Origin of the sequence: Paramagnetospirillum kuznetsovii, assembly GCF_003284725.1 — a bacterium.
GTDB lineage: Bacteria > Pseudomonadota > Alphaproteobacteria > Rhodospirillales > Magnetospirillaceae > Phaeospirillum > Phaeospirillum kuznetsovii.
Genome location: NZ_PGTO01000004.1, coordinates 343,773 through 357,029 on the forward strand (window position 1 = coordinate 343,773; position 13,257 = coordinate 357,029).

The following is a 13,257-nucleotide window of genomic DNA, read 5'->3' on the forward strand; positions in this document are numbered from 1 at the left end:
GATGAGCGATATCAGCGCGCCGGAGAAAGCGACCCAAAAGCGGGTCATCGCCCTGTTCCAGAAGGATCTGGGTTACCGCTATCTCGGCGACTGGTCCGGCCGTCCCGGCAACAGCAATATCGACGAGGGCATCCTCTCCGACTGGCTGACGAAAAGCGGCTACACCCCGGCTCAGATCGGCGCCGCGATCCACAAGCTGCGCGCCGAGGCGAACAATCACAATCGCGGTCTCTACAGCAACAACCAAGCCGTCTATTCCTTGCTGCGTTACGGCGTGCCGGTGAAGACCGAGGCAGGCAAGGTCACCGAGACCGTCCACCTCGTCAACTGGCGACAGCCGGACAAGAACGACTTCGCCATCGCCGAGGAGGTGACCCTGAAGGGACCGCTGGAGCGGCGGCCCGACATCGTCCTCTACGTCAACGGCATCGCCATTGGCGTACTGGAGCTGAAGAACAGCCGGAAATCCATCGGCGACGGCATCCGCCAGAACCTGTCCAACCAGCAGCCTGAATTCAATGCGTGGTTCTTCGCCACGGTGCAGTTCGTTTTCGCGGGCAACGACTCCGAGGGGCTGCAATACGGCACCATCGGCACGCCTGAAAAGTACTTCCTGAAGTGGAAAGAGGACGAGGCCGACGACGACGGCTACAAGCTGGATAAGTACCTCCGCAAGATGTGCCGCAAGGACCGCCTGATCGAGATCATGCACGACTTCGTGCTGTTCGACGGCGGCGTCAAGAAGCTGCCCCGCGTCCACCAATACTTCGGCATCAAGGAAGCCCAGAACCATGTCCGCGACCGCAAGGGCGGCATCATCTGGCACACCCAGGGCAGCGGCAAGAGCATCGTCATGGTGCTGCTGGCCAAATGGATCTTGGAGAACAACCCCAACGCCCGCGTCGCCATCATCACCGACCGGGACGAGTTGGATAAGCAGATCGAACGGGTCTTCACCGAGGCCGGTGTCGCCATCAAGCGCACCAGCAGTGGCCGTGACCTGATGTCCCAGCTTGGCCAAGCGATGCCCCGGCTGCTGTGCTCGCTGGTCCACAAGTTCGGCCGCAAGGATGTGGACGACTTCGATGCCTTCATCAAGGAGTTGGAGGCGCAGCCCAGTCAGACGGTGGGCGAGATATTCGTCTTCGTGGACGAGTGCCATCGGACCCAGAGCGGAAAGCTGCACCGGGTGATGAAGGCGATGATGCCCAACGCGGTGTTCATCGGCTTTTCCGGCACTCCCCTGCTGAAGACGGACAAGCAGACCAGCCTGGAGGTCTTCGGCGGCTACATCCACACCTACAAGTTCAGCGAGGCGGTGGAGGATGAAGTGGTCCTCGACCTGATCTACGAGGCCCGCGACATCGACCAGCGCCTCGGCTCCGAGGCCAAGATTGACGCTTGGTTCGAGGCAAAAACCAAGGCGCTGAACGACTGGCAGAAGGAGGAGTTGAAGAAGCAGTGGGGCACCATGCAGAACGTGCTCAGCTCCAAGGGCCGCATGGACAAGGTGGTGGCGGACATCGTCTTCGACTTCAGCGTGAAGCCGCGTCTGTCCAACGAGCGGGGCAACGCCATCCTGGTGGCGTCTTCCATCTACGAGGCCTGCAAGTACTTCACCTTGTTCCAGAAATCGCCCTTCAAGGGCAAGTGCGCCGTTGTGACCTCCTACAACCCCATGGCCAAGGACGTGACGCTGGAGGAGACCGGGGCCAACACCGAGACCGACAAGCAGTTCATCTTCAACACCTACACCGAACTGCTGAAGGACGTCGAAGCCAAGCCGGGAATGAACAAGACCGAGACCTACGAGGAGTGGGCCAAGGCCCTGTTCACCAAGCAACCGGCGAACATGAAGCTGCTGGTGGTGGTGGACAAGCTGCTGACCGGCTTCGATGCGCCGTCCTGCACCTATCTCTACATCGACAAGTCCATGCAGGACCACGGCTTGTTCCAAGCCATCTGCCGGACCAATCGGCTGGATGGAGACGACAAGGATTTCGGCTACATCGTCGATTACAAGGACCTGTTCAAGAAGGTCGAGAACGCCATCGCGGTCTACACCTCCGAACTGGATCACAGTGCCGGTGGTGCCGATCCCGAGGTGTTGTTGCAAGACCGTCTGACCAAAGGGCGGGAGCGGCTGGACAACGTCCTTGAGGCACTGGCTCTCCTGTGCGAGCCGGTGGAGCCGCCCAAGGGCACGCTGGAGCATATTCACTACTTCTGCGGCAACACCGAGATTCCCTCAGACTTGAAGGAGCGGGAGCCGCAGCGGGCCGCCCTCTACAAGACGACGGTGTCGTTGGTCCGGGCCTACGCCAACATCTCCGACGAGTTGGAGGCTGCGGGTTACAGCTCGGACGATATCACCCGGATCAAGCAGCAGATCGAGCACTACCTGAACCTGCGGGAGGTCATCCGCAAAGCCAGTGGCGAGTCCCTCGATTTGAAGGCCTACGAGGCCGACATGCGCCACCTCATCGATACCTATATCGAGGCCGAGGAGCCCCGCAAGATTTCACCCTTCGACAACATGGGCTTGCTGGAGCTAATCGTCAAAACCGGCATCGCCAACGCCATCGACGAACAGCTCGGCGGCATGAAGGGCAACACCAGCGCCATCGCCGAATGCATCGAGAACAATGTCCGCAGCAAGATCATCAAGGATCACCTGACCGATCCTGCCTATTTTGAGAAGATGTCAGAGCTGCTGGACGAGCTCATCGCGGCGCGCAAGGCCAAAGCCCTCGATTACGAGGAGTACCTGAAGCAGATCGCGGACTTGGCCAAGAAAGTGGAGGTGGGGCTGGCCCCTGATACCCCGGAGAAATTGGACACTTCCGGCAAGCGGGCTTTGTGGAACAACCTGGGTCAGGACGAGGCGAAGGCCCTGAAGGTGGATGCCGCCGTGCGGGACGTTCGCCCGGATGGTTGGCGCGGGGTCGAAGCCCGCGAGCGCGTGATCAAGCAGGCCCTCTACGCTATCCTGGGTGATGTCGGCGAGGTGGAGCGCATCTTCCTCGTCATCAGTGCCCAGAGCGAATATTAATGGCCCATCAGATCGACCTTGGCGGCATCACGGCAGACGTGGTGTTCAAGGACATTAAGAACGTTCACCTCAGCGTCAACCCTCCGACCGGACGGGTCCGCATCTCCGCCCCGTTGCGGATGAACCTCGACACCGTCCGGGTCTTTGCCATCTCCAAACTCGGCTGGATCAAGCAGCACCAGCAGAAGATGCTGGATCAGGATCGGGAGCCTCCTCGGGAATTCCTCGACCGGGAGAGCCACTATGTCTGGGGCAAGCGCTACCTGCTGACCTTGAAGGAGGCCGATGCCGCCCCGTCCGTGGAGCTCCGGCACTCCCGAATCGTGCTGACGGTTCGCTCAGGGGCCGATGCCCTGGCCAAGTTCGAGGTTATCGATGGATGGTACCGCGGTCTGCTGAAGAGCGCCGTGCCGCCTCTTATCGCCAAGTGGGAACCGCTCATGGGCGTTACGGTCAGCCGGTTCTTCGTCCAGAGAATGAAGACCAAGTGGGGAAGTTGTAGCCCCCCCACCCGGAGCATCCGGCTGAACACCGACCTCGCCAAGAAGCCCCGTGATTGTCTGGAATACATCGTGGTGCATGAGATGGCTCACTTGCTGGAGCCGACCCACAACGCCCGCTTCGTGGCGCTGATGGATCAGTTCATACCCAAGTGGCAGTTTCATCGGGAGATGCTGAACAGGCTGCCGGTGCGCCACGAGAGTTGGGGGTACTGAGGCCAGGGTCAGTTCGGCAAGCGGGTCTCGTTAGCGGCCAAGACCATCCATCCGGCCAGTATCGCCAGCAACGCCTTCATAACCATGCCCTTACCGTCGCGGGATCAAATCCACTCCATGAGCCGCTGAAAATCGCATTGTTAAAAGAGTCAGCAGATTCAACGAAGCCCAGCATATGGGCCAGAGGGAATGCAATCGCCATCTTGCAGGCCAACATGGGCATTTTGTTGCGACGGTCCAGACGACGCACCACGGCCTGAGCCCAATTAAACGGCAATGCAAATTCAGGGTTATCGGACAGCCATCGGAAGATGGTCTTCATATCCTTCGCATCAGCCGGTGGGAGGGGCGTCTTTGGGTGGTGAACGCCGATAATGTCGGCAAGGTTGCCTTCCAGATCAATCCGGGTCATCGCACATACTCCCTACGAATTTTTCGGCCACCCGCGAGCCTGATCTTGACCCGTTCACCAGCAAGGCATTCAAGGTTCCAGACCTCATCGACGCTGAGCCCCAGGTAGCGCCGAGACCACTCATTCTCGATCATTTTGGCCGTCCAGTATGATTCGCTGGTGCCGGAGCCCGCCGCGAGCAGACGGAGCTTCTCAGCCTGCTCAGGGGTTACATAAGATATTTTTGAAATTCTTCGCGCCATTTCATTTTCCACCACAAGCGTTATCGCTTACGACATCACGCTATCACTTATCACAATAGCTAACAATAAATTATTAAAATTGATACAACGTCATTATTACTAGTAACTTACTTTCAAATCTTCAGCCGACGTCATTAACGTCATATGCGGCGACGAGCCTATCCGGGGTCGCCGGTCTTCTCGTCCCTGCCATCGGTTCCGTGTTCCCTCCGGCAGTCCCCGTCTTCGGCAAATCCGTACCCGGCCACGGGTGGCCTCGGTGGTGGGGTGGTGGGGGGTGGCGTTCAGGTGGCGCGGGCTCCGTCCAAGCGGAGCAACAAACGGCGCACGGTTGTGGCCGTCCATTCCGAGCCGCCGGGTGAAGCGATGCCATGTTCAGCCAGCGCCTGCGCGAGGCCCCGTAAGGTGGTGATGCCTGCGGCTCTTGCATCGTCGATATAAACCCGAAGGTCTTCGGCACAATCTTGGGCGCGGCGCTGGCGAGCCTCGACGGCGGCAGACTGACCAGCGCCGGGAACAAGGTGATGACCGGCGTGTCGGTCCCACTGACCATCGCGAGCGACCTTGGCCTTGAGTGCCGCCTTGGTCCTCTCGCTGATTAGACCGGCCTCCAGCTCGGCGACAGACGCCATTTGCTGAAGCATAAAGCGACCAGCCGCACCGACTAGTATCTGAGGGAGATCGCAAAAAACAACGTCCACGCCACTGTCGATAATACCCATGAGGAACGAGCTATTACGGGCAAGACGATCAATCTTGGCTATGATTAACGTGGCTTTCTTCACTCGACAGGCTGCCAGAGCCCTTGAAAGTTCCGGCCTGTTATTCTTCTTTCCGCTCTCGACCTCGACGAACTCCCCCAGCAGTGACCAGCGACCACCGTTCAGATAGTTCTGAACAGCGGCGCGTTGCCCCTCAAGACCGAGGCCACTCTGGCCCTGCTTGACGGTGCTCACCCTGATGTAAGAGAGATATCGACCTTCGGGCATCACCTTCTCCCTGTTGCACTTCATCGCTACCGACGTAGCCATGAAGTGTTACACCACCATGCGGTGGATCATGGGAAAGCATAGGCTGATGATGGCGGATAGTTAATAAGTAACTCTTCGGATTGACAGGACTAAAATCGGCACGACCGGAACTGATTAAGAAAATATAAGAATAAAACGAAAGTCAATTGGAAGGTGTTCACGCTATTTATGTCAACATGTTTATATACTAACGTGCAGACCGCCCTGTATGTCAGGGTATTATTTGTGATTTTTGATTGCAAGCACATAGTTTTATTTAATCACTAACCAGCCCCTTCGGCTGGGGCAAGCCGAGGGCATGAAAAGGGCAAGTTTAGGGCATCAGGAAGCTTGGATTTCTGCGGGTTAGGGCAAGTAGGGCAAGTTTTTTATATGACCTAGAAAATATTTTCTCTCATACAGCACACCGAAAAAAGCGCCGACAGCCCACCAACCCGGAAAAATTTGCCCTACTTGCCCTAACCCGCAGAACGCCTGGGTTTCTCCTTCCCTGATCGTGCCCTAAACGTGCCCCACGCCGTGCCCCAATTGCCCCACGCCGAGAAAGTACCACTCCCCGGCGGTCTTCTTGGCGACGACGCCTTTGCGTTCGAGGTCACCCGCGAATTGTTGGAGCGTGGCATGGCCGTACCCCATGTCAGAGCACCAGAACCGATAGAGCTGATAGAGGGCGCTGCGCTTCACCTTAGCCCCGTCCTCGCGGGTGCAGTGGTCGGCCAGGAAACACCCCACCCGGTCCATCTCGGCGGCGTACTTGTCCCTCGCCTCCATGACCTTCTTCGGAGGTGACAACCGCACCCGCTGCCACTCCAGGCAGCCAGCAATGGCCCAATTCAGGATGCCCGCAAGTTCGGCCATGAGCTTCGGGACCAGTTCGGGATCACGCTGGTCTTCGGGAATGACGTGGTCGAATTTCCAGAGATGGAGGCGTTGGACGAAAGCGTAATCCGCACCATCAAACTTCGGCAGTGGGTTTGTGGCGATCACCAGCTTGAGAATTGGGTAAAATTCAACTTGGTTCTCGTGGCAAAGGCGTCCATTGATCCGGTCGTCACCGACGAGGCCCTTAAGCATCTCGGTGTTGAAGGTTGCCGCCTTGTCGATCTCGGAAAAGGTGCCCAGCCTAGCGCCCATGATGGCAACAAGCTCGGGCGTCGGACCGGTGCTATAACCCGGACCAGTGGCCAGCATGACCTTGCGCGAGACCGCAACCGCGTAATCGTCCACCAGCGCCCGGACAATCTTCAAGAACACCGACTTTCCGTTACGCCCGGCCCCCGTCAGCAGGAAGAACACCTGTTCGCGGTTGTGTCCGGTCAGGATGTAGCCGACACAGCGGCGCACATAGGCCACCATCTCGACATCACCTTGGAACCACTCGTTGAGGCACCGTTCCCACGTCGGGCAGCGAGCATCAGGGTCGAACATGATGCCCACCATCTTGGATACCAGATCCTCGCGCTGCACCGGCCTCAACATGCCGGAGGTCAAGTCCACCACCCCGTTGGCGAGGTTCAGCAGCCAGGGGTTGGCATCCAGCTCGACCGGGTTGATGCTCATCACCAATTCAGTCTTGGAAATTTTCAAGATGGCGTCGTGGCGGCCCGCCGCCTGGAACTTGCGGGCCGCCTTCACCAGCTTGCCGCGCAACTCACCATCTTGCACCGACTGCGCCCGGTGCTCCATCGCCCTGGTGAACACCCGCACGGCCCGTTCAACGCCACCGTCATCACGCCCCCAGTGGTTGCCGTTCCAACTCCACCAGACGCCACCGCCATAGCGATGGTCCCGGTGAAACATCTTGGCGAACTCCTCTGCAGCGTCCTGGTCGGTGACGATCACCGCACCCCGGTTACACGCCCATGCCGCAATGTCCCGTACCTCGCCCTCAGGCAAGGGCGGCTGGCACCGCTCCAGGTTCTCGGTCAGCAGAATTTGAAACAAAACATCGGCATCATAGTGAAGCGACGCGAGTTGCGCGGCCCGACTGACCAAGGGGTTATGCTTCCCCCCCGCCCCCATGGTTGTTGGCAACTCGAACCGGCCAGAGTTTTCGTGCGGCACCCCCAGCGCCTCCCGCAACTTCGCCTCGAAGTCGTCGGGAAGGTCGGGAAACTGTCCGCCCCCCTCCATATACCCCGCAAGTTCCATGTTGGCGGTGTACACCCTGCCGGTGTCCGGGTGGATCGACGGCGGAAGCACCACCTGCCGACCCAGGCTCAGCAGCTCGCAGATTGTCCCGCCCTTCTCGTCGCGGATCTGAAAGGTCTTTTCGCCCTTGTAGCGGTAGAGCCCAACCCAGCCCTTCGCCCCGACCCGCCGCCAGGGCGAGGCCGGGGCCACCGTCTCGATAATCTTGACCAGCTCGCCATTGACCGTATCCACATCGAAAGCGACCAGCCCACTCGCGGGACCACAGGCCAATCCGATGTTTCCACCGGCATGGTGGGTCATCCAGGCCACGAACTCGTCATCATCGGCGAGCACGTTGCAGAACCGGGACCAGTCCAACAGGGCGGGCTTCTTCTGCTTCGGCCAGAGAGGAAGCACGGACAGTCCAGCAGCACGCAGACGAGGCGCTGTATCGGCGAAAATACCACGAGGCCCTGGACTAGCATCATTGGCGGGTTGCGAAGTAACTCCTCCTCCGTTATTGTAGTCCTCACCCCCATTTACCTTGATCTCCTCACCGTCCCCCAGGTTCGCACCCTGGGGGCGGGCGTCTTCGGCGTCAGGCCGCGTCAACATGGCGCACCTCCGGAAATTCGCTGGCGGGAATCAGGTATTGCCGCCCGACCAGCCGGGCCTTGAGCCGACCGGCCTTAATTTGGGATTCGATGCAGTCGCGTCCACAACGGAGCAGATACGCGGCTTCACGGATATTGTAATAGATCGCCCCGGCGGGCGGAGGTTCGTAACGACGGTTTGCCATGGCGGGCCTTTCCGGGCCGCAACAGCACACGCTGAGGGGCCCACAGGGGCCACCCGTGACGCCTCTTCTCGGGGTGGAGGAGTTGCTCGCCGCTAGTCCCCGTGGCGGACGGGGCCTCGCTGGTGCTATCGCCCATCGCGTCGGCCCGGCACGAACCGGACCCCATGGGCGACGGTCTCACCTGCATCGGTACCGAACGAACCGGACTACCGCAGGTCTCCCATCTCAACGGCACTCGCCGCTGCCGAGGCACTTGCTGCGCCTCCCGCCCCGGTCTCCTCTTGGCAATCATGGTGGAGTCTAGGACGTGGGAATGAGTCTACGCAGGTAATGGCGGATAATCCATGGCAATTTACTCAAGGTCCCGGACGTTCGCACCAGTCCGCCCAATCCTGCATCAACCGCCGCCGCTTCTCGAAAAGGTCACCGCGCCGGTAGGCGGCTTCGGCGGCGTTGCGGATCGAATGGGCCAGCGCCATCTCGACCACATGGTTCGGCGTGCTCGTCTCCTCGGCGGCCCAATCACGGAAGGTAGACCGGAAGCCGTGGGGCGTGATTTCGGTGCGGTTCATCCTCCGCAACAATACCAAGAAAGCCATGTTTGACAGCGGCTTATCCGGCTTTCCACCCGGCAAAACCCAAGTGTCTGAAATCCGATCACCGTGAAGCTGACGCAGGATGTCAACCGCCCGAGTTGACAGTGGCACCCGATGCTCGCGGTCGATCTTCATCCGCTCGGGCGGGATGGTCCAGGTGGCTCCATCCAGGTCGAATTCCGACCACCGAGCTTCCAACACCTCGGACGTTCTTGCAGCCGTCAGGATCAGCAGTTCCAGACCACGGGCGGCAAGTGCCTCCCGCCCCCTCAAATCGGCCATGAACGCGCCAACCTCGGAATAGGACATAGCCGGGTGGTGCTGAATCCTGGTCACCTTGCTCTGAGCCGGTAGCAGGTGGTCGAGATGACCTTTCCATCGGGCCGGGTTCTCACCAGAGCGGAGCCCCTGAACCCTGGCCCAATCAAGAATGTTCTCGACCCTCATGCGAACCCGTGAGGCCGTCTCAGACTTCGGCTTGGTCCCTTCCCCGCCCAGCCACAGCGGGCGCAACACGTCCATCACGGCGGCGGTGTCCACGTCCTCCACCAGCCAATCACCAAAGACCGGAAAGGCGTAGGTGGTCAGGGTGTTCCGCCACAGCTTGGCGAGCCTCGGGTTTTTCCAGCCCGGCTCTTGATCGGTGATGTAGGCTTCGGCAGCCTGCCGGAAGGTCCGTTTCTTGGCTTCCGCGACCTTGAGCACCTTGGCGGCCTCCTCCCGGTGGTCCAAGGGATCAATCCCCGCCGCCACCAGCGCACGGGCGGTGGCGACCTTCTGACGAGCTGTAGCGAGGCTGACCGTGGGGTAGCCTCCGAGCCCCATTTGCCGCCGCCTGCCCCTGAGCATGAACCGGAAAACCCAGTTCCGCGAGCCTCCCGCCGCCACCTGAATTTCCAGGCCGCCGCCGTCGCTGTAGCTGCCGACGTCGAGAAGGGATTTGACCATCTTGTCGGTCAACTTGTTCAGAGCGCGGCTCATGTTGTCCTCGGGGATCGATTGGCTGGTAAACGAGTGAAACTTACACCTTTACCCGCCAAATTCCTACCCGCCAATTTACCCGCCAACCGCTTGCGGCTTAAGCCGGATTAAGCCGGATGATGCCGGAAACCCTTGTATTACAGCCATTCATGAGAGGCGCTGATTTTCTCGATTTTGCGGATTGAGCCGGACAAAAGCGGGTATACTACTAATCCCTCCCCCGGAGCCAGATTAGGCCGGAAACCAATGGTTTCCGGCCTTTTTCCTTGCCTTACCCGATCAGGCCGTCCAACGGCTTGATGGCCGCGCTGTCGGGGAAGACGATCGAGTCCAGGCTCGGCGTGGACAGATGCAAGTGATCGCGCAACACGGCCTTGAACACGCTCCGCCCATCCAGGGTGGGGCGCAGGTCGCGGCCGTCAAGCAGTCGCGAGGTATCGAGACCGGGCCAGTCGGCGATGACCCGCCCGCCCTTGACCGCCCCCCCGGCCAGGAACATGGCGCCGCCGGTACCGTGATCGGTGCCGCTGGTGCCGTTCATGGCGACGGTGCGGCCGAATTCGCTGGCCGCCACCACGACGGTCTTGGCCCAGGCGGTGCCCATGCTCTTGGCCAATGCCGCGATGCCATCGGCCAGTTGGGCCAGCGGTTGGGCCATGCGATTGGCCTGACCGGTATGGGTATCCCAGCCGCCAAGCTCCATCACCGCCACCCGAGGACCGCCCGGCGCCGTGAGTAAGCGCCCCGCAGCCATGGCGAGATCGGGAAAGGCGGTTGATTTTTTCTTGGGCTGCTCCTCGCCCATGGTCTTGTCGTCGCCATCCACCAGTCCAGCGATGAAGGCCTCCATCTGCACGCCGTCCTCGAAAGCGGCGGAAAACAACGGATCATCGGCATAGAGCGCGCTCAATGCCCGGATCTGCTCGGGCGGCAAGCCCGGCATCGGCGACGGCGACCACGAGGACGGCGCCGCCGCGCCGCGCAGGATAAGGGGAACCGCCTGGGCCACGGCCAAGGCCTCGCCTCGTCCACCGTCCGCCACGGCGCGACCCAGCCAGCCGTCACCGGTCGCATGGGCCTTGACCCCGCCTCCTTCCAACACATCCTGACCGTCGAAATGAGAGCGGTTGCGATAGGGCGACGCGACGGCATGAACCACCGCCAATTCCTTGCGCCGCCACAACGGTTCCAGCCCCACCAAGGCCGGATGCAGGCCGAAGAAGCCGTCCAGGTCCAGGGCACCGCCCTCGCCGCCCCGCCCAAGCGCCAAGGCGCCTCGGGCCGCCCCGTAGGATGGGTCGCCCAAGGGCGGAACCGCGTGCAGACCGTCCATGCCGCCGCGCAAAATGATGACCACCAGCCAGCGATCACCCGGCAAACCGGCAAGTCCCTGTCCGGGGAAGGAGAGCGCGGCCGCCCCGGCGGCGGCCAGAAAGGCGCGACGGTTCAGCATGGAATCATCTCCTTTGAAACTCGCGCGAGGCCAGTAGCAGGAACAGGGAGTCTGCCCCCTTGGCGTCAGTCATGGCCTGGCGCGTCCGCGGTCCCGCCATGATGACCTGATCGGCCACGGCCGCCGTCCCGCCAACCCGGCGCGCCATGCGCCCAGAGACCGCACGTGCCCATTCCAGCCGCAGCATCAATGCCTCGGGCGCGATCCAGGCTTCGGCTCGATCGGACCAGCCAGCGGGAGACGCGGCGCCCCACGGCGGCTGTCCCAGAATGGCCAGGGATTGAACCAGTCGCCGGTCGCCCTCCTCGTTCCTCTCCCAATCTCCCAACGCCTTCAAGGTGGCGACCACGAGGTCGTCGGGCGAACGGATCTTGGCAAGGGGCTTGGCCCATGGCTCGCCGCGCAAGGCCAGTACCCGCGATAGCTCCTTAAGATCGCCATCGGATTGGATGAACGTGCCCGCCAGCGCGTCCACCAGGGAGGCGGGCGGCTCGTCTCCCGCGAAATGTCTGGCCAGTTTGACGGCGATGAACCGGGCGGTGGAGGGGTGTCGCGACAGCATGGCGAGAGCCTCTTCGCCCTCCCCTTCTCCACCGTCGAAGCTCCGCCCCAGCAGGTGCTTGCGCCCTGGTTCGTGCATGCGGGCGACAAAGCGGAACTCTCCCCTGGCGGGATCGACGGTCCAGCCGGTGAGAATGCGGGCCAGGCTTTCCACGTCGCCCTGGTCATAGCCGCCATCGACGCCAAGCGTATGGAGTTCCAGCATCTCGCGGGCCAAATTCTCGTTCAGCCCCCGGCTCCGTTTCTGCCCGGCGACCGAATTGGGACCGATGGATTGGGCATTATCCAGGTAGCCGAGCATCACGGGATGCCGCGCCACCGCCCTCAACATGTCAAGAAAGCGTCCGGTCACATGGGGGCGGATGGCCTCGCGCTCGAACGCGCCGACGGCAGGAGCGATCTGGGCCCGCTTGGTGGAAACAGTGAAGTGATTGCTCCAAAAGCGCACCAAGCGCTCCACGAAAGGCGCTTGACTGGCGGCGGCGGCACGGGTGCGGGCGGCGGCCTCGGCGATGAAGGCGCGCCGCAATTCGCCCTTGCCCGCGTCCTTGTCGTCCTTACGCTCCCGCTTAAGCTCCGCCAGCCGAGTCAGCAATCGTGCCGCCGAGTCGAACCCGGATATTTCCGCCGACACCGATGATTGTGCATCCAGTTGGGCAATGACCCAACCGCGCGGGTCCGAGGCCATGACGGCCGCCTCGCCGGGAGCGGCGCCCATGCCGAAGCGGCAGAGCGCGAGAAGAGCTTGTTCCTTTGACATAGGGAAACAAGTAGCAGGGAATTAGGGCGAATGTTAGGCGAGCGGCGAAACGGCTACTTGTACAATCCCACATAGACGATGACGTTACGCGACGCCACGTTCTTCACGAAGGTCAGCTTGGGCTGGATTTTGTTGGTGGCGGGATTGAGCCAGTGGTATTCCACCCAGCCCTCGCCGCTCTCCCTGGCGGTCTTGATGATGTCTTGGACCAGCAGCTTGCCTTCGGCATCCTTCACGTTGAGAACGGATTTTCCTTCGTTCTTTGGATTGGGAGGGTAGATCAGCCAAGTTCCGTTGTAGTCGATGACGTTGACGTAAATTTCGCCATACTTGAAATCGCCATCCTGGTGGAAGCGGTCACGGGCGGGATCAAGTCCGGACGCTTCGACCACAGCCGCCGCCTTCAGCGTCAAATCCTTGACGCCGTCCTGGGTCGGCTTGTCCATGGCGAAACCGGGCCGTGCCAAGCCGACGAAAAGCATCACCGCCATCAAGACCGCCCGTATCATTGTCTTCTCCCC

General features: G+C 61.0%; 11 protein-coding genes. 2 read left to right on the forward strand and 9 right to left on the reverse strand.

The features are described 5' to 3' along the window. Nucleotide 1: 1 nt before the first annotated feature. A complete protein-coding gene (locus tag CU669_RS08345) occupies nucleotides 2–3,052 on the forward strand; it encodes a type I restriction endonuclease subunit R (RefSeq protein WP_112143560.1) in 3,051 nt (1,016 codons plus the stop codon). After that, on the forward strand, nucleotides 3,052–3,768 hold the full coding sequence (locus tag CU669_RS08350; RefSeq protein ID WP_112143562.1) for a M48 family metallopeptidase: 717 nt from the start codon (nucleotides 3,052–3,054) through the stop codon (nucleotides 3,766–3,768). The genes CU669_RS08345 and CU669_RS08350 overlap by 1 nt, the downstream gene beginning before the upstream one ends. Nucleotides 3,769–3,844: 76 nt before the next feature. Here the strand turns inward: CU669_RS08350 and CU669_RS08355 are convergent, their stop codons facing one another. The 9 genes from CU669_RS08355 to CU669_RS08395 form a co-directional block, all read right to left on the reverse strand. Next, nucleotides 3,845–4,180, reverse strand: a complete 336-nt coding sequence (locus tag CU669_RS08355; protein ID WP_112143564.1) for a hypothetical protein — start codon at nucleotides 4,178–4,180, stop codon at nucleotides 3,845–3,847. Beyond that, entirely contained in the window at nucleotides 4,177–4,422 is a 246-nt protein-coding gene (locus CU669_RS08360) for a hypothetical protein (protein ID WP_112143566.1), read from the reverse strand. The genes CU669_RS08355 and CU669_RS08360 overlap by 4 nt, the downstream gene beginning before the upstream one ends. Nucleotides 4,423–4,706: 284 nt before the next feature. Next, nucleotides 4,707–5,411, reverse strand: a complete 705-nt coding sequence (locus CU669_RS08365) for a recombinase family protein (RefSeq protein ID WP_112143694.1) — start codon at nucleotides 5,409–5,411, stop codon at nucleotides 4,707–4,709. A gap of 543 nt (nucleotides 5,412–5,954) precedes the next feature. Continuing rightward, nucleotides 5,955–8,201: a phage/plasmid primase, P4 family gene (locus CU669_RS08370; RefSeq protein ID WP_112143568.1), complete on the reverse strand. Its 2,247-nt coding sequence runs from the start codon at nucleotides 8,199–8,201 to the stop codon at nucleotides 5,955–5,957. After that, the gene (locus CU669_RS08375) at nucleotides 8,185–8,385 is read right to left on the reverse strand and encodes an excisionase family DNA-binding protein (protein WP_112143570.1); all 201 of its coding nucleotides are present in this window, start codon (nucleotides 8,383–8,385) and stop codon (nucleotides 8,185–8,187) included. Before CU669_RS08375 ends, CU669_RS08370 begins: the two co-directional genes overlap by 17 nt. A gap of 356 nt (nucleotides 8,386–8,741) precedes the next feature. Next, the gene (locus CU669_RS08380; RefSeq protein ID WP_112143572.1) at nucleotides 8,742–9,962 is read right to left on the reverse strand and encodes a tyrosine-type recombinase/integrase; all 1,221 of its coding nucleotides are present in this window, start codon (nucleotides 9,960–9,962) and stop codon (nucleotides 8,742–8,744) included. 271 nt (nucleotides 9,963–10,233) lie between these two features. Then, the gene (locus CU669_RS08385; RefSeq protein WP_112143574.1) at nucleotides 10,234–11,415 is read right to left on the reverse strand and encodes a DUF1501 domain-containing protein; all 1,182 of its coding nucleotides are present in this window, start codon (nucleotides 11,413–11,415) and stop codon (nucleotides 10,234–10,236) included. Nucleotides 11,416–11,419: 4 nt separating this feature from the next. After that, complete coding sequence (locus CU669_RS08390; RefSeq protein WP_112143576.1) at nucleotides 11,420–12,736, reverse strand: DUF1800 domain-containing protein; 1,317 nt, start codon at nucleotides 12,734–12,736, stop codon at nucleotides 11,420–11,422. A gap of 53 nt (nucleotides 12,737–12,789) precedes the next feature. After that, nucleotides 12,790–13,245 carry a cache domain-containing protein gene (locus tag CU669_RS08395; RefSeq protein ID WP_112143578.1) on the reverse strand — a complete coding sequence of 152 codons (456 nt, stop codon included), beginning with the start codon at nucleotides 13,243–13,245 and terminating at the stop codon, nucleotides 12,790–12,792. Nucleotides 13,246–13,257: the final 12 nt, after the last annotated feature.

Bases quoted from the DNA above. Each gene is read 5' to 3' on its own strand.
- CU669_RS08395 (WP_112143578.1), bottom strand. From the start codon at position 13,245: ATGATACGGGCGGTCTTGATGGCGGTGATGCTTTTCGTCGGCTTGGCA.
- CU669_RS08380 (WP_112143572.1), bottom strand. From the start codon at position 9,962: ATGAGCCGCGCTCTGAACAAGTTGACCGACAAGATGGTCAAATCCCTT.
- CU669_RS08350 (WP_112143562.1), top strand. From the start codon at position 3,052: ATGGCCCATCAGATCGACCTTGGCGGCATCACGGCAGACGTGGTGTTC.
- CU669_RS08365 (WP_112143694.1), bottom strand. From the start codon at position 5,411: ATGCCCGAAGGTCGATATCTCTCTTACATCAGGGTGAGCACCGTCAAG.
- CU669_RS08360 (WP_112143566.1), bottom strand. From the start codon at position 4,422: ATGGCGCGAAGAATTTCAAAAATATCTTATGTAACCCCTGAGCAGGCT.
- CU669_RS08370 (WP_112143568.1), bottom strand. From the start codon at position 8,201: ATGTTGACGCGGCCTGACGCCGAAGACGCCCGCCCCCAGGGTGCGAAC.
- CU669_RS08390 (WP_112143576.1), bottom strand. From the start codon at position 12,736: ATGTCAAAGGAACAAGCTCTTCTCGCGCTCTGCCGCTTCGGCATGGGC.
- CU669_RS08385 (WP_112143574.1), bottom strand. From the start codon at position 11,415: ATGCTGAACCGTCGCGCCTTTCTGGCCGCCGCCGGGGCGGCCGCGCTC.
- CU669_RS08355 (WP_112143564.1), bottom strand. From the start codon at position 4,180: ATGACCCGGATTGATCTGGAAGGCAACCTTGCCGACATTATCGGCGTT.
- CU669_RS08345 (WP_112143560.1), top strand. From the start codon at position 2: ATGAGCGATATCAGCGCGCCGGAGAAAGCGACCCAAAAGCGGGTCATC.
- CU669_RS08375 (WP_112143570.1), bottom strand. From the start codon at position 8,385: ATGGCAAACCGTCGTTACGAACCTCCGCCCGCCGGGGCGATCTATTAC.